Below are 24,426 nucleotides of genomic sequence, written 5' to 3'. Positions count from 1 at the left end.
TATAACTAACTCAAAACATGTTAATAGTAATCATTATCTTAATAACCAGGATTTTGTTTTAAATTGGCATTAAATAAAGCATCTGCCGGTATTGGATACAATGCGTATCTAGCATCTGAAACATACTTTTTCAGTTCTCTTTCCCCTAAAAATGTTCCAAAACGAATCATGTCATTTCTTCTCCATCCCTCTAACCATAATTCTTTTCCTCTTTCAAGATATACTCCATCTAGAGTAGCAGGAGAAGCTGCTTGACCTGTTCTTGCAGCAATATCCGTCATAATAGTACCAACACTTCCAGTACCCCCTCTTAAAATAGCTTCTGCTTTCATTAACAAAGCATCAGAATAACGCATAAAAACGAAATCATTTTCCGGAGTTCCTATATTAGAGATATCCGGGATGTATTTTTGCATTCTTATACCTGCAGTTTCAAGAGTGGCACCACTTGTGATTAATGTTACTTCAGGGGTATAAATCAGTGGATTTCCATTTCTGTCTTTCAACGGAACAACTCCTCCCGGTTTGTACATTTGTCCAACTTGCAATCCAACTGGGTTACCAAAGTTAGCAATGATTGCAGGATCCGCATTTTTAATACGCTTATCGTTTGGATTAAACTTCTCGTAATACTCAGCTACAGTGGCAAAACCATTCCATCCGTCAGGTGTTTGGTTATAGTGCATCGACATTCTCCAATGAAATTGAATACCACCACCAGCACCACCTCTGACGTTTTTAGAAGAGAACAATATCTCTGGCGATGTATTGTTTTCCGGTTTAAAGTTATCCCAATAATCAGGAGCTAAACTACTGTTAATGGCATCAACATGCTCGATAACCTTATTCATATCAGCAGCAGCAAACGTATAAGGACCCGCAGGATTTTCAGCTGTAAATACTGCTTTATTCAAATACAATTTTGCTAATAAAAAGTGAGCTGCATCTGCATTTGCAATACTTGCATCTCCAGCAGTTCTCGCCGGCAATTGTGACACTACCGCTTCCAATTCACTGATTACAAAAGCTGTTGCTTCTACTCTGGTCCAAACTTTCGGATCATCTTCTAATGGAGAACCTGCTTCTCTGTATGGAGCCTGACCAAACAAATCAATTACATTATAATAATAGAATGCTCTTAAAAAACGAGCTTGGGTAACTTCAGAAGCTGTACCATTATTAACAACTAAATTACAGTTATGCACTTGAGACAATAAAGTGTTCCAAGCATTCCTGATCTCTCCATGATCCGGAGCCCAAGTATGCACATGGATTTGTCTCCATGCTGCATTGTCATCCCAGTCACCTCCACGAGTTGGTCCAACTAAAGCATCTGTTGACATTTCATCCAAAGCAAAAACTTGCCCTTGTGTCTGAAAACCTCTTAATCCTTCATAAGCACTGGTTAATATTGAGGCAGTATTTACAGCTCCACCAGAGCCCCCAGCTATCACAACACCATCTAGTACTTCCTCTTCTAGATTCGTACAACTAACACCAAAAACAACTGTACCGGCAAATAGGATGGTTTTTATAATATTTATTCTTTTCATTGTCTTTTAATTAAAATGTTACGTTAAGTCCAACAGCAAAACTTCTATCTCTAGGATAAGATAAGTAATCCATCCCTGCAGAAGGTACTCCGTTTAATGATTTATCTGTATCAACCTCTGGATCAAAACCTGAATAATCAGTAATCACAAATAAATTATTACCATTCATATAAATACGAGCTGATTTAATCTTGTATTTCTCTAAAGCATCCCCTTTGAAAGTGTATCCAACAGTAAGATTACCCATTCTAAAGAAATCACCTTTTTCTAAGTACTTAGTGGATGGTGAATTTGGATCCCCTTGCGCTTGTGGAGAAGTTGCAGCCTCTTCGGTAACGTTTCGTCCTCCAAGGAATGCGCCTTTAAAGAAATAAGCATTTGCCGTATTATTGTAAAGGTAATGTCCGAAAGCACCGTAAAAAGAAGCACTTGCGTCAAACGCTTTATAAGTTAAACTAGTATTTATTCCAAGATTCATAGTTGGTAACGGTTGCTTGTCCAACAATTTTTTTGCCGCTGTTCCTAGATCCGTATCATTACCGGCAGCATCAGCATAAATAGACATTCCGTTAGCATCATATCCTCTCCATTCATATAAATAGTAGCTGTAAATAGGCTCATCATTAGTAATAATCTGTGCGTAAGCATTAGACAAACCTTGCCCATTTAATGCTCCCGTTGATACGAATCCAGCAAAATTTGTCATTTTATTGCTTAAGAAAGACGCATTCCCAGAAATATCCCATGTTAGGTCTTCTTTATCCAATATTTTGTAATTCAAGGATACTTCAACCCCTTTGTTAATCAAGTTCCCAGGCAAGTTTTTGTAACGTGGAGATGGTGGTCCTGGTTGCGTCGCAGCAGCAGGAACAGGGAAAATTAAGTTCTCAGTATCTCTATAGAAATAATCAACCGAACCTGATAATCTATTATTAACCAATTCGAAATCTGCACCAAAACCATAAGAGGTTGTTGTTTCCCATTTCAAATCAGCGTTAGCATTACTATCAACGTTCAGAGTACCATTTAATCCATAAGAAGCTCTTGCGATTGCAGAGTTTGGCGCGAATTCCTGATTACCGGTAATTCCATAGTTACCTCTAATTTTTAAACTGTTCAATACACCCTCTTTTCCTTCAACAACTTTGTAAGCAACACCTACAGAAGGAAAATAATCATATTTATTATTCTCTCCCAGTTTAGTAGAACCATCAGAACGCAATGTTCCTGTAATTATTAATTTTTTATATAAAGTGGCATTAACTCTACCAAAATAAGATTGTAATTCCACTCTGTTTCTATATGAAGTGGCTCTGTATTCATTTTGCAAACCACCTTCAATATTGTCTATTAAATTCGTTTGGTTAGCATCATACCCTCTACCCATAGCTGTAAAACCATCAGCATTGTAATCATAGTAAGAATAACCAAGTAAGGCATCCAAATTGAAATTATCACTAAAATCATTATTATAACTTAAAGTGTGTTCAAATGTTTTATTGAATTTATCTTGTGTATTCATTGATGCCTGACCATATTTTACCGTCGTTGTTCCAGGAATAGTCGCCTGAGCTACATTCTGAATATTGATAGAAGGCAACAATTGACTTTTTCTGGTTGAAGTTGAAGTCTCAATACCGAATAAGAATTGATATTTGAAGTGGTCATTGATTTTCCAAGTCGTATTAATACTTCCCAGCAACTTACTGGTATTCGTGTAATCTTTATACGAATTTAACAATTGCACTGGATTCAAGTAGGTATTACTCACCACATGGTAAGAACCATCTGGATTATATATTGGCAATGTAGGATTCCAATATAATGCAGTACCCAATACATTTCCAATATAACCTGAATTGTTTGCCAAAAGCGTAGCTTCATCTTTGATAGCCGCATATACCAATCTAGACTCGATTTTCACAGCACCTCCAAAAAAGTCATTAGAGTTATACAATGTTGCACTGTATTTATCCATTCCCGTGTTTTTAACAAGTCCGTCTGTATTAGAAGCTCCAAATGACAATCTAGTGTTAGAATTTTCAGTTGTTTTACTAAAAGACAAATCATTATTCATTGTAAAACTAGAACGCATTACGGCATCCTTCCAATAATAACCTCTTGATCCCTCATCATTTCCTCCTGCATCTACAAATTGATTAGCATTCATCACATCAAAATCACCTGACATTTCACCAAACTGAAGAGATGTACTGTAATTTAATTGAGGCTCTTTAGATTTCCCTTTTTTAGTAGTAATTACAATTACACCATTAGCCCCACGAGAACCATATATAGCTGTTGAAGACGCGTCTTTTAAAACACTCATGCTTTCTATATCATTTTGATTCACAAAGTTTAATGGATTTCTTGCAGATGAAGTACCTAATAAATCATCCCCACCGGCAGAAACATTTCCACCATCCAAAGGCACACCATCGATAACAATTAATGGTCCGTTTCCTGAACGGATAGACGAATTTCCACGTACTCTAATTGAAACTCCGGCTCCCGGCTCCCCGCTTGACTGAGTTACCTGAACACCCGCAACTTTACCTCTCAACAATTGAGCAGGTGAAGGAGAGGTTACGTTGTCAAAATCTTTTGAACCGATTTGATCAACTGCACCTGTTGCATCTTTCTTCTTAACAGAACCGTAGCCTATAACTACTACTTCTTTCAATTCTGCAGAATCCTCTTTTAAGGTAACTTTAACTGAGGTTTTTCCTGCTACATTTACTTCTTGACTCTTAAGACCAATGTAGCTAAAGATCAAAACTGCGTTTGGACCAACATTTCTGATAGTAAAACCCCCATCGAAATCAGTTTGTGCTCCATTTGTTGTTCCTTTTACCAATACAGAAGCCCCTGGAAGCGGACCGCTGGAATCTGAAACCGTACCTGACACATCTTGCGAATAAGTCAAGCTAGTACATAGCATGGTTAGAAACACCATTAAGCCTTTAAGTAGACTATTTTTCATACGTAATAAATAAGTTGGTTAATAATTTGTTTAAATGGTTTGTTTTAAATATAAAATCAAACGTAGTGATAATTTTAAGATAATTTTATGAAAACCACAAACTATAACGTTTTCGTTGCGCCGAAAACGTTTTCGATTTAAAAAATTAATAGTTCAAAATTTTAATATTAAAATTATATTAAACATAAAAAAAACCCAATAAAAAAACACATAATGCTTCTTTTTTGGATTTCTTAACTAAAAAACACATACGATTGATTACAACAAGGCGCTTTCTACTGAAAAAATTGCGAATACTTCAATTTTAGATTGACTTTATAATAAAATTAACATTCTTGCCAATCATATTGTTTTTTCGACCTTAACAATTTCAAAACAGAATTCAACTAAAAAAGTCTGCCTGAAATAATACTAAATCAAAACACTAAATAAAAAAACCTCGAATACACCGTACAATCCTGATCATCAAAATCAGGATTAGAGCATTCGAGGCAAAAAAATTACTCTACTGTTATCATTTTATTATCAACCCCCAGACCGATAATTTTTAACGATTTCCAGTTTTTCGGCAAAAGTCCTTTATTATACTTCAAACCTAAATCGGTTTGTTCTACTCCTCCAAATCCATAAATAACTGCTTGAAGCATAGCGCCTGCCCCTGTCGCAAAATAAGGGTTGTTACTATTCGCTGATTCTGAAAAAACTCCAAAAGGCGGACGACTGTTTGGCAAATACGATTTAACGAAATACTCATACGCTTTTTCTTTATCACCCAATCTTGCATACAAAACCGACAAAACTCCGGAAGCCATGGCCGGACCGTCTTTTTTATCTATTTTTTCAGTGTAATACTCTAAATCTCTTTTGATTTGAGCCTTATCTGTGATGATATGTAAAGGATAAGCCAATAAATTTACATCGGCCTGTTTAATCATTTGACCTTTATACCCTTTATAGTTCTGAGTTACTCCATTTTCTGAATGAATCATCAATTTATCAGACACCTCTTTCCATTTAGGATCGACAACTTCATTTAAAATAGTTGCGGCTTTAATGGTGTTCTTTAAAGACTCAATAGCCGATGCATTGGTAAAAGCATTGTCATCTACATGTTGCGCGTATTCATCAGCACCTACAACATTCAAAATGGAATAAGTTCCATCCTGATTCCTAACCACCCTACTAACCCAAAAATCCGCAGTTTCTTTAAGGACTGACCATTCCTTTCTCAACCAGGATTTATCCTGGGTATATGTGTAATAATTCCAAAACGCAATCGAAACATCGGCAGTAATATGCTGTTCAAAAATCCCGGTCAAAGCCCAGGTTGGCGTAGCCTCCTCCCCTGTATCATCTGATTCCCATGGATACATCGCTCCTTTGTAACCATAAATAGTTGCTTTCTGTTTTGCTTTTTGCAATCTGTCAGAACGATAATCCAAACATGATTTTGCCATATCTGGTTGTAAAGCCAAAAGCGTCGGATACATCCAAAGTTCAGTATCCCAAAAAATATGACCATTATATCCCTGCGAAGACAATCCCATCGGCGCAATACTTTGTCTCGTTTCAGGACGTATATAGGAATACAAATTATACAAAGCAAAACGAACGCGTTGTTGTGCATCTAAATCCCCTTCGATTTGTATATCACCTGTTTTCCATAATTCGGCCCAAGCTTGTTTATGGCGATTGAGCAATTTATCAATTCCTTCCTGCAAAGCGTATATTGGTTGCCTTTCAGATTCATTTAATGGATCTGTAACATCTTTTGAAGTACAAATTCCACCCGCAATGGCAAAACGGTATTTTTTACCCTTTTCTAATTTTTTAACAAAACCAACTTCATTTCCAGTCTGTTTCAAAGTTTCATTTTGCCCGTCAAAAAGAAAAGTAGTAGAGGCTGCAACAGTGTATTTCCCATTTAAGGTTTTAGCTGCTGTTCCAAAAACTGGCATCATATATTGATTGTCTTTTAAAACACGAAACTGGCTTTTGGCTCCCTTCAATTCCTCCGGAACAACCATATAATTATCAGCCTTTATTTCGATATCTTTAACAGGAGTAATTTCAACAATTGCCATCGCTGAATATGGAATGGCCCTATTAGCCAAAATCGTATAATTAATCTTCGCATAATCCTTAAATGAAAAAGAAGTTGTACTTGTACCTTCCTTCATTGAGACCACCTGACTCCAGTTGCTGATATTATCCGATTTAATCTCCTCGTTATTTACGCTCAAATGAAGATTCAAAAATTCGATTCCCCGAACAATTCTACTGATACCATTTTCCGGACTACCGTCATAAACACCGTTCAAAATAATTTCTTTAGTCTTAAGCGGTGTGTCATCCGTCACGATTCCTATTTGACCATTCGCCATCGCCACTCCGAAATAGTTTTCCCTCGAATTAGCAGTCAGATGCCATTCATCTGATTTTGCTTGACCATTAACAAATGGCCCAACAAATAACATTAATAATAAAAATTTAGGATTTAAAATCATAATTTCATAGTTTTATAATATTTTCAAACTTAAATCATTTATTTTTAAAAATTAGATTTAATAGCGTAAGACCATTAAATTTTCGACCGACAACGTTTTCGGGATTCCGAAAACGTTGTCGATTTTTAGATAGTGATTTTTTTAAGAAAATGAGTTCTATTTTTATCGGATTAAAAATGATAAAAAGATCATCATATGGATTCAAAATGGGATAAACTACTAGCTGTAAGCGCCTTAGTGATTGCAATATTAATCGTATTGTTACTAAATTCTTGTCAAAAAGAAAGCAACACTTCCTTTGCAATTTCCAGTTCAGAAACCATAACAATTGACTCAACAAAATTTCACAAAGAACCTTATCGACCACAATTTCACTTTTCCCCTGAAAAAAAATGGATGAATGATCCTAACGGAATGGTTTACTATAAAGGAATCTATCATTTATTCTATCAATATTATCCGGAAGATATCGTTTGGGGGCCAATGCATTGGGGACACGCCACCAGTACAGACCTAATTCATTGGAATCACAAAAAAATAGCTTTATTTCCTGACCAGCTAGGACTCATTTTCTCAGGAAGTGCCGTCATAGACATTCACAACACATCTGGCTTAGGAACAAAAGAAAATCCGCCGATGATCGCTATTTTCACCTATCATAACATGGAAATTGAAAAAGCGGGAAAACTAAACACACAATCACAAGGCTTGGCTTATAGTCTGGACGAAGGAGAAACTTGGACTAAATATGATAAAAATCCAATTATCAGTAATCTAGTTTTAAAAGATTTCAGAGATCCAAAAGTCTTTTGGAACGAAACTGCCAAAATCTGGACTATGGTTCTAGTCGCTGGAGATCATGCCAAATTTTATACATCAAAAAATTTAATTAATTGGGAACTCCAAAGTGAATTCGGCAAAAACATTGGTGCCCATGGTGGTGTTTGGGAATGTCCCGACATCTTCAAACTAAAAGTCGGGCATTCACAAGAGGAAAAATGGATTTTACTAATCAGTATAAATCCCGGCGCACCAAATGGAGGTTCGGGAACCCAATATTTCATAGGAGATTTTGACGGAAAAAGCTTTAAGACAGACCAAAAAGACATTAAGTGGATTGACTACGGCGCCGACAATTATGCCGGAGTCACCTATAATGACGCTCCAAACGGAAAGCGAATATTCATAGGCTGGATGAGCAACTGGTTATACGCCCGAAACACTCCAACAAAAAACTGGAGAAGCGCCATGACATTACCAAGAGAACTCTCTCTTTCGAAAGTAAATGGAAATTATGTACTAAAAAGCAACCCAGTTGAGCAATTCAAAAAACAGCAGGTTTCTGAATTTTCCAAAGACCTAATTTCTATAAAAACCGAAGAAAAAACCACCTTCACTTATGATTACTTCAACCAATCCGAATTACAATTCAAAGCTGAAGCAAAAAATTTAAAATTGGTCTTTTCTAATAATGTTAATGATTCGCTGGTAATCAATTATGACGCTAAACAAAAGACTTTCTCGATAGACAGAAGACATTCTGGAATAGTGAATTTTGAAAAAACTTTTGGAAAAGATGTCCATAAAACCGCTATTCCAAATATAACCTCAAATACTGTTGATTATCAAATTATTTTAGATTGGTCATCTGTTGAAATTTTCCTAAACGGTGGTATTTACAGTTTCACTGAACAAATATTCCCGACGAAACCCTACACAAAATTAAGTATCCAAACTGACGAAAAACAAGAAATCAGGAATCTGACTATCAATAAAATTAAAGGAATCTGGTAAAATCAGATACTTTTTCAAACAACCAAAAACCACTAACCAAAAAATAAAAAAATGAATAACCGAAAAATACTTTATTGGTCAATTGTTGTAGCATTGGCAGGATTTTTATTTGGATTTGATACCGTAGTAATTTCAGGTGCCGATAAACAATTGCAACTATTATGGGGCTCTTCGGATTTGTTTCATGGACTGGTAGTAATGTCTTCCGCATTGTGGGGAACCGTTATTGGCGCTATTTTCGGCGCCTTACCAACTAATATTTTAGGAAGAAAAAAGACATTGATAATCATTGGATTGTTATTTTTCATTTCTTCAATTGGAACAGCATTGGCAAATGATCCCTTCTTCTTTTCTATTTTTAGATTCATTGGAGGAATTGGAATTGGCGCCTCCACTATTGCAGCGCCAACGTATGTTTCTGAAATTGCTCCGGCAAAAGATAGAGGAAAATTAGTCGCTTTATACCAATTCAACATTGTTTTCGGCATCCTTATGGCTTTTACATCAAACTACTATTTAAGAGATATAGGAGAAAATTCATGGAGATGGATGTTGGGCGTACAAGCTTTTCCATCCTTTATCTACACGCTTTTAGTTTTTGGAATTCCAGAAAGTCCTCGTTGGATTTTGGAATACAAAAAAGACCGGGAGAAAGCCATTTCAATTTTGAAACAGATCAATAGTGGCGCTCAAATTGAGGAAGAAATTGCCGCTATTGAAAATGAAACCACCCCCGAAGGAAAAAAAGAGTCTATTTTCATGAAAAAATACAGAAAACCATTATTACTGGCTTTTTTTATTGCGTTTTTCAACCAACTTTCAGGTATAAATGCCTTTTTATACTATGCTCCACGTATTTTCGAATTGGCAGGATTAGAAAAATCAGCCTCATTTTTAAGCAGTATTGGAATCGGACTCATCAATCTAATATTTACCATGATCGGTATTTCACTTATTGACAAATATGGAAGAAAAACGTTGATGTATTTAGGCTCCGTAGGTTATATTATTTCATTGGGTCTGGTAACTACAGCTTTCTTTTACGAGTGGAAAGGAATGGCTGTTCCTATTTTCTTCTTCTTGTTTATCGCCTCTCATGCCATCGGTCAGGGTGCCGTTATCTGGGTTTTTATTTCCGAATTATTCCCTAATAAACTTAGAGCCGCAGGAACATCTTTTGGTACTTCAGTTCACTGGATCTTAGCAGCATTAATACCTTCTTTTATCCCTTTTTTGTTTAAAGAAATTGGAACCACCACCGTTTTTGCCATCTTCTGTATCATGATGGTTTTCCAATTGCTTTGGGTTTTCTTAAAAATGCCCGAAACCAAAGGAAGAACATTAGAAGAACTATCTGAAAGTTTACTTAACAAACAATTATCATGAAAAAAAAAATAATCTGTTACGGAGAAGTCTTGTTTGACGTTTTTCCTACCCATAGAAAAATTGGTGGAGCGCCATTAAATGTAGCACTCCGCATGGCTTCCCTAGGCATGAACGCCCAAATAATAAGCAGAGTGGGAAATGATGAGATAGGAAAAGAACTCGTTCATTATATTCAGGAAAATGGTGTTTCTACGAACACTATTCAAGTGGACGAAACCTTTGCGACCGGAGAAGTTATTGTCCAATTAAACGACAAAGGGTCCGCCTCTTACACAATCAATTATCCGGTAGCCTGGGATAAAATCGAATATACACCCGAAGCAGAAAATGCAGTATCAGCTGCAGATGCAATGATTTTTGGAAGTTTGGTTTGTCGGGATACCGTATCGCATCAGACCTTACTAAGACTTTTGGATAAAGCTAAATACAAAATATTTGACGTCAATCTACGTACTCCTTTTTACACTAAAGAATTACTCATCGATTTGATGAAAAAAGCTGATTTTATAAAATTTAATGATGATGAATTGTACGAAATAAGCGAGGATCTTAACTCGCCTTTCCACTCGCTTGAACAAAACATCTTTTATATCGCAGAAAAAACAAATTCCAAACACATTTGTGTAACCAAAGGAAGCCATGGTGCTGTTTTGTATTATAATGAAAAACTGTATTACAACAGTGGTTATAAGATTGACGTTGCTGACACTGTGGGAGCGGGCGATTCATTTTTGGCAGGTTTATTAAGTAAGCTACTAACCGAGAATGATCCACAATCCGCTATTAATTTTGCTTGTGCATTAGGGGCTTTGGTAGCGCAGAAAGAAGGGGCGAATCCTACAATATCAGGGGAAGAAATTAATGCTTTTATGAACCCGCTTACTTAATTCAAACAATGAATTTATCATGAAAAAGAATCATTCTACATTTTTGCTTTTAACTTTATTATTACTTCCTTGCTTAAAGCTGTTGGCACAAAATGAAAAAACTACAATACTAAAAAACATCGATGCCAAATGGTGGAAAGAAGCTGTTATTTACCAAATTTATCCCAGAAGTTTCAAGGATAGTGATGGCGATGGCGTGGGAGATTTAAAAGGAATTATTTCGAAACTGGATTATGTAAAAAGCTTGGGTATAGATGCTGTCTGGCTCAACCCTATTTACACGTCTCCAAATGACGACAATGGTTATGATATCAGCGATTATCGAAATATCATGAAGGATTTTGGAACCATGGAAGACTTTGACCTTTTGCTAAAGGAAATGCACAAACGTGACATTAAGTTAATCATGGATTTGGTGGTTAATCACAGTAGTGATGAACACGAATGGTTCAAACAAGCCAGAAGTTCCAGAGATAATAAATATAGAGATTACTACCATTGGTGGCCAGCAGAAAAAGGAAAGCCAACTTATAGATGGAGCTTTTTTGATGTAAATAGCGAAGCTTGGAAATACGATGCACAAACCGATTCGTATTACCTTCACTATTTCTCAGTAAAACAGCCTGATTTAAATTGGGAAAACCCAAAACTTAGACAAGAGATCTACGAAATGATGCGCTTTTGGCTGGACAAAGGAATAGATGGTTTTAGAATGGATGCGTTTCAATTCGCTTCAAAAGACACTACATGGCCAGAATTTCCGAAAGGATATGAAAAAAACATTATAAAATACTATGGTGTCGGACCTCATTTACACGACTATCTGCAAGAAATGAACAGGGAAGTTTTTAGCAAATATGATATCATGACCGTTTCTGAAGGTGCAGGAAGTTCACCTGAAGATGCCATAAAATTTGTTGATCCGGATCGAAAAGAATTAGACATGGCCTATCATTTTGAAAGTGTCGATATTGGTAGCCATCTAAAAGATTTTGGTCTTGTAAAATACAAACAGATTTTCTCCCGATATGACGAAGCATTCAAAGACAAAGGATGGTTATCTATTTTTCTGGCGAATCATGATCAGCCCAGAATGGTAAGTAAATTTGGAAATGACCAACCCGAATTTAGAGAAGTCTCTTCAAAAATGCTTTCAACTTTTATAATGACCATGCGTGGAACTCCTTATTATTACTATGGTGATGAGTTAGGAATGGTAAACATTCGCTTTAATTCAATTGATGATTATCGCGATGTAGACACCCGTAATAAGTATTTTGGATTAAAAAATAAAGGAGGTGATTTGAATGCTTTTTTAGAAGGTCAAAAACAAACCTCCAGAGAAAACGGAAGAACTCCTTTTCAATGGGACACTTCTAAAAATGCAGGTTTTACGACAGGAACGCCTTGGTTAAAAGTAAATCCAAATTACGAAACCATTAATGCCGAAGCTCAAGAAAAAGATCCTAATTCAGTATTGAATTATTTCAGAAACTTGGTAGCATTACGAAAAAAGGAACCAACACTTGTTTATGGAAAATACACTCTTTTAGACAAAGACAATCCGGATGTATTCGCATACACCAGAGAGCTGGACGGGAAAAAGTTATTAATATTATTAAATTTTTCGGAAAAGAATGCAACATATAATATTAGAATATCAACGGCCAAATCTAAAATCCTTTTAGATAATTATACAAATACCAAAAAAATAAAGAACAATATTTTAAGGCCTTATGAAGCCATTATAGTAGAGTTAAAATAGACCTTAAATAATATCTCTAAACTTAAACTGTTTTTTGAAAATCGATTTACAAATTAAATTGTAGATTTGTTTTTCAGAAACAGTTTTTTTATTGATATTTATAACTTAGGGCACCCATACATGAAAGACGCCACTCTCAAACAAATTGCATCACAGCTTGGAATTTCTATAACTACGGTATCTAAGGCATTAAAAGATTATTCTGATGTTAGTCCAAAGACAAAAAAAGCAGTAATTGATTTGGCTGCCGAATTACATTACACCCCAAATAGTTTTGCCGTAAACCTGAGAACAAAAGAATCCAAAACAATAGGACTGATAGTTCCAACTGTTGTTCACCATTTTTTCTCGAATGTAATTGAAGGAATTCTTGAAGAGGCAGAAAAAAGAAATTACATGGTAATTATTTTGCAGTCTAACGAAAAATACGAACTGGAAAAAAAACAGATTGACCTTTTATTAAATAAAAGAGTAGATGGAATTCTAATTTCACTATCGAATGAGACGGGGGAATTCGACCATTTAAAAATGATTCAACAAAACAATACACCCTTAGTTCTTTTTGATAAAATTGCAAAAATTGTAAACTGTTCAAAGGTTACCATTAACGACAGAAAAGCAGCTTATGATGCTGTTAGCTATCTGATAAAAAAAGGATATAAAAAAATTGCCCATTTCCGAGGTTCTTATTTGCCTCAAAATTCAATAGACCGTTTTCTGGGTTATAAAAAAGCGCTTGAGGACCATAACATTCCATACGATCCCTCTTTGGTATATTTATGTGAAAACAATTTGGATTTTGAAGATGGTTATGAGAATGCAAAAAAAATAATCGATGAACATCCTGAAATTGATGCAATTTTTGCAGTAACCGATTTAGTAGCCATCGGAGTTATAAAATATTTCAACGAAATCGGCATTTCTATTCCAAAACAAGTCGCCGTTTTTGGTTTTAGCAATTGGTTTATGTCAAGCATTATTACTCCCAAACTGACTACAATCGACCAACCCGGCTTTAAAATTGGTCAAAAATCAGCTTCTGTTTTATTTGATGAAATAAATGCTAAAAAAAATAATGAAGCTGTTGTTTTTCAATCTATAGAACTGGAAACATCTATAATTGAAAGAGAGTCCACCTAAAAAAAACAGTTTAAACATACACTTTCCACTCTTCTCACTTCTTATTTGAAAATGGGACTGCTGTTTATTTTTAAAACAATACTATTGCATGATCTACTAAAAAACGGTTCTCTACTTAATTTAACTTAATCGTATTAATTTGTTTAATTAAACATTCCGAAAGAATTTAAGATAAAATTTAATATCTTGTGTAAAATTTTAGATTAAAAAAGTTTTTTCCAAAATTAAACAAGTAGATATAATCTTCATGAAAGACATAACTCTTAAAGAAATTGCGACCAAATTAGGAATTTCTATAACAACAGTTTCTAAAGCTTTAAAAAACTATCCTGATGTTAGTGAGAAAACTAAAAATGCAGTAATTGAGCTTGCACAGACTTTACATTATACGCCTAATAGTTTTGCCGTAAATTTAAGGACCAAAGAATCAAAAACCATTGGTTTGATTATTCCGGAAGTAATGCACCATTTTTTTTCAAATGTGATTAATTCAATTATCGATGAAGCTGAAAAGAATGGCTATCTAGTCATCATATTACAGTCAAGTGAAACATTGGATTTAGAAAAAAAACAAGTCGAACTCCTTATTAATAAAAGAGTGGACGGAATCATTATGTCATTATCTAATGAATCAAATAATGACGATCATATAAAGGAAATAATCAACAGAGAGATTCCATTTGTAATGTTTGATAAAATTGCAAAATTGACTACCTGCTCAAAAGTGGTTATTGATGATCAAAAAGCAGCATTCAATGCTACTCAGCATTTAATTGACAATGGTTGTACAAAAATTGCCCATATCCGTGGCCCGTTAAATCCACAAAACTCAATTGATCGTTACATTGGATACAAAAAAGCACTAGAAAAAAACAACATCCCGTTTGACCCTAAATTAGTTTATACTTGTGAAAAAGTAACTTTCCTGGAAGGAAAAGATTTTGCAGAGCAAATCATCCAAGATCATCCGGATGTTGACGGTATTTTTGCAATTACAGACCTAGTAGCTGTTGGCGTTTTGGCTTTCTTTAATGAAAACGATATTAAAATCCCAAGTCAAGTTGCCGTAATAGGTTTTAGTAACTGGTTTATGTCACAGGTAATCACCCCAAAATTAAGTACGGTAGATCAGCCTAGTCATGAAATGGGAATTGCATCCTTTAATTTATTATTAGAAGAAATAAATTGCCATAAAGAAGGAATTCAGTTTAATCCAAGAACTATCGAATTAGACACGAGTATAATAGTACGAGATTCCACTTTAAGAAATTAAATACTCTACTTTAGGAAATCAATATTTCTTTTCAGACCTTGAAATTTGGTCCTTTTGATAGGGGAATTTTTAAAAACAACTTTAAAGGTTTCTTCTGTTATTTCCTCCCAGTCTTTTTTGGACATAGAAAGCATTTCTGGTTTTGCCTTAAGCAAAGGTTCATTATGTGGTTTTGAAAACCTGTTCCAAGGACAAACATCCTGACAAATATCACAACCAAAAGCCCAATCTTCAAACTTTCCTTTCATCTCCTGAGGAATATTGTCTTTAAGTTCAATTGTAAAATAGGAAATACATTTACTGCCATCAACCTGATAGGGCGCAATTATCGCTTGGGTTGGACAGGCATCAATACAAGCAGTACAAGTGCCACAATGGTCCGTAACAGCATAGTCATATTCTAAATCTAAGTCAATAATTAATTCGGCTATAAAGTAAAACGAACCTACTTTTTGCGTTAATAAATTACTGTTTTTACCAATCCAACCTAAGCCACTTTTCGCAGCCCATGCCTTATCCAGAACAGGCGCGGAATCAACAAAAGCACGACCGGAAACCTCACCAATCGTAGATTGAATTGAAAACAGGAACTCTTTCAGTTTTTCTTTAATAACAAAATGGTAATCTTCACCATAGGCATATTTAGAAACCTTATAAGAGTCTGGTTCTTGAAATTCTGAAGGATAATAATTCAATAAAAGAGACACTACACTTTTGGCATCCTCCACCAGCAAGGTTGGGTCTAATCTTTTATCAAAATTATTCTCCATATAATACATCTGGCCATTTCTTTGATTTTTCAACCAACTTTCTAGCCTCGGCGCTTCTTGTTGCAGAAATTCAGCTTTGGATATCCCACAAGACAAAAACCCGAGCCGTTTGGCTTCGGATTTTATGAATTGCGTGTATTTTAATTTATTATCTATGATAGAAATGATGAATATATAATTCCAAAACAGGCGTTGATCTCCTAAATACAATAGCCCTGATAGAAGCGACATCCTTTTACTGCTTTCTTTAAGCAGGAAAAGATACAGCGAATAGCAGGAAACAGCTCCTAATCGACACTAGAGACTTTTAATCAAATTTAAAACAAGCCCCCTTGAATGTTCGTTTTCAACTTACCTAAATGTTTATATGCTTTGTCAGTGACTTCTCTACCCCTAGGGGTGCGCATAATAAAACCTTCCTGAATTAGGAATGGTTCATACACCTCCTCAATTGTTTCGCTGCTTTCGGATACGGCTGTTGCCAAAGTAGACAAGCCTACCGGACCACCTTTGAATTTATCTATAATTGTATTTAATATTTTATTATCCATTTCATCGAGGCCGTGTGCATCAACATTAAGCGCTTTTAAGCTATATTTCGCAATTTCGATGTCGATGGTACCATTTCCTTTAATCTGAGCAAAATCACGCACACGACGCAATAATGCATTCGCTATTCGAGGCGTCCCTCTACTTCTGCCGGCAATTTCTATTGCAGCCTCCATAGATATCGGCATTTTCAAAATAGAAGAACTTCGTTCAACAATAGACGTCAAAAGTTCCGTAGTGTAGTACTGCAAACGCGAAGAAATACCAAAACGGGCTCTCATAGGAGCTGTCAGCAGACCCGAGCGTGTTGTTGCACCGATTAATGTAAAAGGATTCAAATTGATTTGCACAGTACGCGCATTAGGACCAGACTCAATCATGATGTCTATCTTAAAATCTTCCATCGCTGAATACAGGTATTCTTCCACTATTGGACTTAAACGATGAATTTCATCGATAAACAAAACATCCCTCTCTTCCAAGTTAGTCAACAAACCTGCAAGATCCCCAGGCTTATCCAAGACTGGACCAGAGGTTATTTTTATACCAACTTGTAATTCATTGGCCAAAATATTAGCTAAAGTCGTTTTACCCAAACCTGGAGGACCGTGAAAAAGAGTATGATCAAGTGCCTCATTTCTTTGATTTGCCGCTTGAACAAAAACTTTAAGATTTTCTAAAATCTGGTCTTGTCCTGCAAAATCATCAAAAGACAATGGTCTCAACCTTTTTTCAAGATCGAGTTCATCAGAATTATATCCTTTATTAGTAGGGTCTAAATTTTCATTCATATTACAAAGATAAAGAAACTAATGAGTTTACAAGAAATGCACCCTAAGAGATTATAATAGATCCTCTATAACGATCATTTTAAATTCCCATCAATGCACTAAAAGAAAAAACACCTCTTCTTTCGGAGAGGTGTTTATATTTATGTTTTGAATTCTAGTGATGCAATACCGCTTCACCTGGCTTCATTGGAACGTTTTGAGGTACAAAATCCTCATCGTGCTCAGGATTACTGTAATCATAAGGCCAACGATGTACATGAGGTATTTCACCTGGCCAGTTTCCGTGCATATGTTCTACAGGAGTTGTCCATTCTAATGTATTAGATTTCCATGGATTTTGAACTGATTTCTTACCGTAGAAAATACTACTGAAGAAGTTATATAAGAAAACCAATTGGAAAGCACCACCAATTAATGCAAACGTAGTTATCAGAACATTTACGTTTTGTAAATCATCAAATAATGGGAAGTTTGTATTAGTATAGTATCTTCTTGGTAATCCAGCTAATCCGATAAAGTGCATTGGAAAAAACACACCATAAGCACAAACTACTGTTACCCAAAAGTGAATATAACCTAAGTTTTTATTCATCATTTTGCCATACATCTTTGGAAACCAATGATAGATACCAGCAAACATTCCATAAAGAGCAGATATACCCATTACCAAGTGGAAGTGAGCTACAACGAAATACGTATCATGAACGTTAATATCCAAAGTACTGTCTCCAAGAATAATTCCAGTCAAACCACCTGTAATAAAAGTAGAAACCATCCCGATAGAAAACAACATCGCAGGATTTAACTGCAAATTTCCTTTCCATAAAGTTGTAAGCCAGTTGAAAGCTTTAACCGCAGATGGAATAGCAATCAATAATGTTGTGAAGGTAAATACCGATCCTAAAAATGGATTCATACCAGAGATAAACATGTGATGTCCCCAAACGATTGTTGAAAGGAAAGCAATTGCTAAAACTGACATAATCATCGCTCTATATCCAAAAATTGGTTTACGAGAATTCGTAGCCATAATTTCTGAAACAAGTCCCATTGCAGGTAAAATTACGATATAAACTTCAGGATGCCCCAAGAACCAAAATAAGTGCTCGAACAAAACTGGTGAACCACCTTGATAATGCAATACTTCTCCAGCGATGTAAATATCAGACAAGAAGAATGATGTTCCAAAACTTCTGTCAAAAATCAACAATAAGGCTGCAGATAATAAAACCGGGAATGAAACAACTCCAATAATAGCAGTCACAAAGAATGTCCATATAGTTAAAGGCAATCTCGTCATAGTCATTCCTTTGGTTCTTAAATTAATAACAGTAACGATATAATTTAAAGATCCCATTAATGATGAAGCAATAAAAATTGCCATTGAAACCAACCATAATGTCATACCAGTTCCTGAACCAGGAATCGCCTGAGGCAATGCACTTAATGGAGGATAAATTGTCCAACCAGCTGAAGCAGGTCCAGCCTCAACAAATAAAGAACATAACATTATCACGGCAGATAAGAAAAACAACCAATAGGAAATCATATTCATGAACCCAGAAGCCATATCGCGAGCCCCAATTTGAAGCGGGATCAGCAAATTACTAAAAGTTCCGCTTAATCCAGCCGTAAGTACAAAGAAAACCATTATAGTTCCGTGAATGGTAACCAAAGCCAAATAAATATCATTAGTCATTACTCCGTTTGGAGCAAATTTATCACCCAATAATACATTAAAGATTTTGAATGATTCTTCCGGCCATGCCAATTGCATTCTAAAAAGCATTGACATACCAATACCAATAATCCCCATAACAATACCTGTAATCAAGTACTGTTTTGCGATCATTTTATGATCTATACTAAAAATATATTTAGTAATAAAAGTTTCTTTATGGTGGTGTTCGTGTTCGTGATCGTGTCCGTGATCGTGACCTTCTGCTGACATATATGTATACTTTAAATTTTTCTTAATAATTATTTCATAGCTATTTTAGCAACAGCTGCGGTGTCATTAGTTTTAGTGGAATCTGTCCCTACTGCATTCTCAACAGGAGCAGGTTCATTAGCCGCTTTAATTTCGTTTACTAAAGTTACTTGTTCACTTAACCATTTTTTGTAATCTTCAGGTGTATCAACAATAACTTTCATTTGCATGTTGTAATGCGAAGCACCACAAATTTTATTACATAGCAACAAATAATCAAAAGTATATGGATCAAGTGCGGTTTGACCTTTAGCCACTAACTCAATACTTTTTTTAGCTCTTAGAGCATTAATATTGGCCACTTTTTCAACCATAAATGGTAACTCTCTATATTCTGAAGTTGTATATGTCGGCACAAAAGCAAATTCAGTAACCATCCCTGGAACACAATTCATTTGTGCTCTAAAGTGAGGCATATAGGCTGAATGCAAAACATCCTGAGAACGCATTTTAAAATGCACTTTCTTTCCTTTTGGAATATGCAATTCAGTTACAACAATATCATCTTGAGAATATGGGTCAGATAAATCAACACCTACAGCGTTTGGACCTTCAATAAATCTAACATTAGCTTTTCCTAAAACATTATCAGTACCAGAATATCTAGCTTTCCAGTTAAACTGTTGAGCATATAATTCTATAACGATAGTTTCTTCCTCTTCATCAACAAACATGATGTTATTCCAAGCATAAAGTCCATACAAAATTAGTCCAGCCAAAACAACAGCAGGAATAACACTCCATATCGCCTCTAATTTATTATTATCAGCAAAATACAAAGCCTTTTTATCCTTATTTCCTCTATATTTAAAAGAAAAATAATGTAACAATACCTGTGTTATTGCTTGAACTGTAAATATTAACACCCAAGTAATATTCATAAGATTATCTACATCACCACCATGCTCTGAAGCAGGTGTATGAAGTGGCAACGAACCCCATTTAAACAATCCGTAAATTGTAAAAATATAGATAAAAGCCAAGAAACCAAACATTAAATAACCTTGGACGTTATTGTCATTATCTGTAGCTATCTGAGAATCGTCCGAATCTGAACTTCCTACTTGCGTAAGATCGAATATTTTCGTCAATTGCCACAGGGCAACAGCTAATAAAACTAAAACTATAATTACCAACAAACTTGTCATCTGTTTATTTCTTTAAATATTAATAATGAAAATGTTTACTTTCTTCTATAAATGGATTTCTTTTCGCTAACAATGGAGATTTAGTTAATGCTGTGAAAACAACAAAAATAAACAAACCTAAAAAGAAAAGAACGGATGCAATTTCTGATACCCCAATAAACCACTGATCTCCAACAGTACCGGGCATAATCATATTAAAGAAATCAATATAGTGACCTAACAAAATTACAATACCAGCCATAACAATAACCCAAGTAATTCTTTTGAAATCAGTATTGATTAATATCAATAATGGGAAAAGGAAATTCATAACAACAGCTCCAAAGAATGGAAGATTGTATTCTTGTATTCTTGTCACAAAATATGTTACCTCTTCAGGGATATTCGCATACCAAATCAACATAAATTGAGAGAACCATAAGTAAGTCCAAAAAACACTGATACCAAACATGAATTTAGCTAAATCATGAATATGACTAGTATTAACATGTTCTAAATATCCTTTTGATTTTAAGTATAAAGTTACCATTGCAATCATTGTTATACCACTAACAAAGAAACTAGCAAATACATACCATCCAAACAAAGTACTAAACCAGTGAGGATCAATAGACATAATCCAATCCCATGACATTATAGATTCAGAAACAATGAAGAAAACTAAAAATCCCGCAGAAATTTTAAAATTCTTTTTGTAGAAAAGATCGTCAGTAGCTTCATCTTGAGCTAAACAATTTTTTCTAGAATAAAAACGGTATAAATTCCATCCTAATAAAAATATTGCCGCTCTAACAATCCAAAATGGAAAATTTAAATAACCTGATTTACCTGCAATAATTGCATCATAATTTAAACTTTTAGGATCTGTCACACCTTCTCCTAACCATGTAAATATATGATTAAAGTGTAGGCCACACATTACTAACAGAATAAAAAACAAAACAGAACCCACTGGCAAATAAGCTGTAATTCCTTGCATAACTCTGAATAAAACAGGAGACCAACCAGCTTGTGAAACTTGTTGAATAGCATAAAATGCTAGCACACCCATAGAAATCAATAAAAAGAAAATACAAGCAACATATAATGCTGACCAAGGTTTATTTTGTAGTTGATGCAAAACGTGTGTTAAATGTTCCTTATGTTCCGCAGCCTCTTTAACATCAGCAGCTTCACCGTGCTCAGAAGCATTTACTTCATGAGAAGATTTTGAAACCTCATGCTGAACAGCACCATGACCACCATGACTATCTGCAGCAAGTATTTTTTCAACTTCTTGAATATCTTTAGGTGCAGTTAAAAAACCATATCCAATTCCTAAAAGACCAACAGCCATTAAGATGAAAGAAAAAGTTTTTAATTTACTTGAAAATGTATACATATCTATTACGATCAGTTTGTTCAACAATTATAATTCACTTTTTAGTTTTAGAACATAGTCAGTAACCAACCATCGTTCATGGGCATTCAATTGATTAGCGTGTGAACCCATTGCATTTAAACCATAAGTAATTACGTGAAATACACTTCCCTCAGTAATTGGTCTATCTGCATAACTTGGCACACCAAGAAACTTTTCTCTTTCTACTAATTTACCTTTTCCGTCTCCGGCAGCACCATGACAGCTTATGCAATAAATATCAAAAAGCTCTTTACCTTTATCTAAATTTTTACTTAAAGAATCCAAAGGCGATTTAAGATTAGCTTTAGCTAGCTCGTATCCCGCTGTCGAATTTTCATATTCATACACTTCAAAACCTCTATTAATAGATCCTTTAGCTGGAAGTTGTCCTTCTTTACCGTCTTTAAATGCATTAGACTCCGAGTAGGTCTCATAACCTACAGATTCATACATATTTGGAAAATACTGATAGTTAGGAGCGTCAGTACTATGACAAGACGAAACTAATACTGTTAAACCAAATAAAAGTGTTATTTTATATATCGTTTTCATAGCTATGATTACTGCTTTTCTATTACTTTAACTTCTACAGCTCCTGTACTTTGAAAAAAAGAAACTAATTCTTCTTCATTTTCATTAACAGCAACTTCCATCAAAAAATGATCATCTGTTGTTCTCACATCAGGATTCTCTGCTTCTTTAAAAGGCCACAATTTACTTCTCATATAAAAAGTAATAACCATTAAGTGTGCAGCAAAAAATACTGTTTCTTCAAACATAATTGGCACAAAGGCAGGCATGTTTTCAATATAACTAAAACTTGGTTTACCACCAATATCCTGAGGCCAATCTTGAATCATGATGTAATTCATCATCCATGTTCCAAAAGAAATACCACATAGACCATACAAAAAGGCACAAATGGCTAATCGTGTTGGGGCTAATCCCATAGCTTTATCCAATCCGTGAACCGGGAAAGGAGTAAAAACTTCTTCGATATGATAATGCGCTGCACGTGTCTTTTTTACAGCGTCCATCAAAATATCATCGTCATTATAAATGGCGTATATTACTTTATTACTCATGATGTGAATCTTTATTTGCTTCTCTTTCTCTTTTGTAATTATCTCCTGTTCCTTTCAATATTGTTTTTACCTCTGCTTGAGCTATTACAGGGAAAGTTCTTGAGTATAACAAAAACAATACAAAGAAGAAACCTATTGTTCCAATGAATATTCCAATATCAACAAATGTTGGAGAGAACATTGTCCATGAAGATGGAAGATAATCTCTATGCAAGGATGTTACAATAATTACAAACCTTTCAAACCACATTCCAATATTTACGACAATTGAAATTATAAAAGAGAACATAATACTTGTTCTTAATTTTTTGAACCACATGAATTGAGGAGAAAATACATTACAAGTCATCATCGACCAATATGCCCACCAGTAAGGACCTGTAGCTCTGTTCAAGAAAGCATATTGTTCATATTCTACACCAGAATACCAAGCAACAAACAATTCTGTTATATAAGCCACACCTACGATAGAACCAGTAATCATGATTACAATATTCATTAACTCGATATGTTGAATAGTAATGTATGCTTCAAGGTTCGATACCTTTCTCATGATTATCAACAAGGTATTTACCATCGCGAATCCAGAGAAAACCGCACCAGCCACAAAGTAAGGAGGAAAAATCGTGGTATGCCATCCTGGAATAACAGAGGTAGCAAAGTCCATCGATACAATTGTATGTACAGAAAGTACAAGAGGAGTTGCCAAACCTGCAAGAACTAAAGATACTTCTTCAAAACGTTGCCAGTCTTTTGCTCTACCACTCCAACCAAAACTTAATATTGAATAAATTCTTTTATTAAAGGGAGTAATTGCTCTATCACGCAACATCGCAAAATCGGGCAATAAACCAGTCCACCAGAAAACTAATGAAACCGAAAGGTAGGTAGAAATTGCAAATACGTCCCATAATAATGGTGAGTTAAAATTCACCCATAAAGAACCGAATTGGTTTGGTATTGGTAAAACCCAATATGCTAACCACGGACGCCCCATGTGTATGATTGGAAATAAACCTGCTTGAATAACTGAGAAAATAGTCATTGCTTCAGCAGAACGGTTAATTGCCATTCTCCATCTTTGACGGAAAAGTAATAATACGGCAGAAATTAATGTTCCTGCGTGACCGATACCTACCCACCAAACGAAGTTAGTGATATCCCAAGCCCATCCAACAGTTTTATTTAATCCCCATGTTCCGATACCTGTAGATACGGTGTAGATTATACAGCCTAATCCCCAAAGGAAAGCTGTTAATGCAATTGTAAATACAATCCACCAATGTTTGTTTGCTTTACCTTCTACAGGCGCAGCTACATCTACTGTTACGTCGTGATAAGATTTATCACCAATAACTAAAGGTTTTCTAATGGTTGCTTCGTAGTGAGACGACATAATCCTT

The 24,426-nt window shown here is 35.1% G+C and carries 17 protein-coding genes; 6 read left to right on the top strand and 11 right to left on the bottom strand.

Annotated features, from left to right (window positions below):
* Positions 1-38 precede the first annotated feature (38 nt).
* The 3 genes from ABEB23_RS14255 to ABEB23_RS14245 form a co-directional block, all read right to left on the bottom strand.
* Positions 39-1,553, bottom strand: a complete 1,515-nt coding sequence (locus ABEB23_RS14255; RefSeq protein ID WP_348813278.1) for a RagB/SusD family nutrient uptake outer membrane protein — start codon at positions 1,551-1,553, stop codon at positions 39-41.
* A gap of 10 nt (positions 1,554-1,563) precedes the next feature.
* Positions 1,564-4,536: a SusC/RagA family TonB-linked outer membrane protein gene (locus tag ABEB23_RS14250; protein WP_348813277.1), complete on the bottom strand. Its 2,973-nt coding sequence runs from the start codon at positions 4,534-4,536 to the stop codon at positions 1,564-1,566.
* 500 nt (positions 4,537-5,036) lie between these two features.
* The gene (locus tag ABEB23_RS14245) at positions 5,037-7,043 is read right to left on the bottom strand and encodes a kojibiose hydrolase (RefSeq protein ID WP_348813276.1); all 2,007 of its coding nucleotides are present in this window, start codon (positions 7,041-7,043) and stop codon (positions 5,037-5,039) included.
* 195 nt (positions 7,044-7,238) lie between these two features.
* Between ABEB23_RS14245 and ABEB23_RS14240 the strand changes: the two genes are divergently transcribed.
* The 6 genes from ABEB23_RS14240 to ABEB23_RS14215 all read left to right on the top strand — a co-directional run bounded on the left by ABEB23_RS14240 (position 7,239) and on the right by ABEB23_RS14215 (position 15,288).
* Complete coding sequence (locus ABEB23_RS14240; protein WP_348813275.1) at positions 7,239-8,837, top strand: glycoside hydrolase family 32 protein; 1,599 nt, start codon at positions 7,239-7,241, stop codon at positions 8,835-8,837.
* A gap of 51 nt (positions 8,838-8,888) precedes the next feature.
* Complete coding sequence (locus ABEB23_RS14235; protein WP_348813274.1) at positions 8,889-10,223, top strand: sugar porter family MFS transporter; 1,335 nt, start codon at positions 8,889-8,891, stop codon at positions 10,221-10,223.
* Complete coding sequence (locus ABEB23_RS14230; protein ID WP_348813273.1) at positions 10,220-11,110, top strand: carbohydrate kinase family protein; 891 nt, start codon at positions 10,220-10,222, stop codon at positions 11,108-11,110. The genes ABEB23_RS14235 and ABEB23_RS14230 overlap by 4 nt, the downstream gene beginning before the upstream one ends.
* Before the next feature lie 19 nt (positions 11,111-11,129).
* Positions 11,130-12,875 carry a glycoside hydrolase family 13 protein gene (locus tag ABEB23_RS14225; protein ID WP_348813272.1) on the top strand — a complete coding sequence of 582 codons (1,746 nt, stop codon included), beginning with the start codon at positions 11,130-11,132 and terminating at the stop codon, positions 12,873-12,875.
* Between the two features lie 120 nt (positions 12,876-12,995).
* Entirely contained in the window at positions 12,996-14,015 is a 1,020-nt protein-coding gene (locus tag ABEB23_RS14220; protein ID WP_348813271.1) for a LacI family DNA-binding transcriptional regulator, read from the top strand.
* A gap of 247 nt (positions 14,016-14,262) precedes the next feature.
* A complete protein-coding gene (locus ABEB23_RS14215) occupies positions 14,263-15,288 on the top strand; it encodes a LacI family DNA-binding transcriptional regulator (RefSeq protein ID WP_348813270.1) in 1,026 nt (341 codons plus the stop codon).
* Positions 15,289-15,293: 5 nt separating this feature from the next.
* On the opposite strand, the gene queG is transcribed toward ABEB23_RS14215, so the two are convergent.
* The 8 genes from queG to nrfD form a co-directional block, all read right to left on the bottom strand.
* On the bottom strand, positions 15,294-16,217 hold the full coding sequence (gene queG, locus ABEB23_RS14210; RefSeq protein ID WP_348813472.1) for a tRNA epoxyqueuosine(34) reductase QueG: 924 nt from the start codon (positions 16,215-16,217) through the stop codon (positions 15,294-15,296).
* 158 nt (positions 16,218-16,375) lie between these two features.
* Positions 16,376-17,398, bottom strand: coding sequence for a Holliday junction branch migration DNA helicase RuvB (ruvB, locus tag ABEB23_RS14205; RefSeq protein WP_348813269.1), 1,023 nt, complete (start codon positions 17,396-17,398; stop codon positions 16,376-16,378).
* Positions 17,399-17,552: 154 nt separating this feature from the next.
* The gene (locus ABEB23_RS14200) at positions 17,553-19,349 is read right to left on the bottom strand and encodes a cytochrome c oxidase subunit I (RefSeq protein ID WP_348813268.1); all 1,797 of its coding nucleotides are present in this window, start codon (positions 19,347-19,349) and stop codon (positions 17,553-17,555) included.
* A 29-nt stretch (positions 19,350-19,378) separates the two neighbouring features.
* The gene (locus ABEB23_RS14195) at positions 19,379-20,536 is read right to left on the bottom strand and encodes a cytochrome c oxidase subunit II (protein WP_348813267.1); all 1,158 of its coding nucleotides are present in this window, start codon (positions 20,534-20,536) and stop codon (positions 19,379-19,381) included.
* 19 nt (positions 20,537-20,555) lie between these two features.
* On the bottom strand, positions 20,556-21,917 hold the full coding sequence (locus tag ABEB23_RS14190) for a quinol:cytochrome C oxidoreductase (protein WP_348813266.1): 1,362 nt from the start codon (positions 21,915-21,917) through the stop codon (positions 20,556-20,558).
* Positions 21,918-21,944: 27 nt separating this feature from the next.
* Complete coding sequence (locus ABEB23_RS14185; RefSeq protein ID WP_348813265.1) at positions 21,945-22,490, bottom strand: c-type cytochrome; 546 nt, start codon at positions 22,488-22,490, stop codon at positions 21,945-21,947.
* Positions 22,491-22,498: 8 nt separating this feature from the next.
* Positions 22,499-23,023, bottom strand: coding sequence for a DUF3341 domain-containing protein (locus ABEB23_RS14180; protein ID WP_348813264.1), 525 nt, complete (start codon positions 23,021-23,023; stop codon positions 22,499-22,501).
* Entirely contained in the window at positions 23,016-24,419 is a 1,404-nt protein-coding gene (gene nrfD / locus ABEB23_RS14175; protein ID WP_348813263.1) for an NrfD/PsrC family molybdoenzyme membrane anchor subunit, read from the bottom strand. Before nrfD ends, ABEB23_RS14180 begins: the two co-directional genes overlap by 8 nt.
* Positions 24,420-24,426 lie beyond the last annotated feature (7 nt).

Source organism: Flavobacterium maritimum, assembly GCF_040049085.1.
GTDB classification, from domain to species: Bacteria; Bacteroidota; Bacteroidia; order Flavobacteriales; family Flavobacteriaceae; genus Flavobacterium; species Flavobacterium maritimum.
This window is presented reverse-complemented; position numbering and strand designations above follow the sequence as displayed.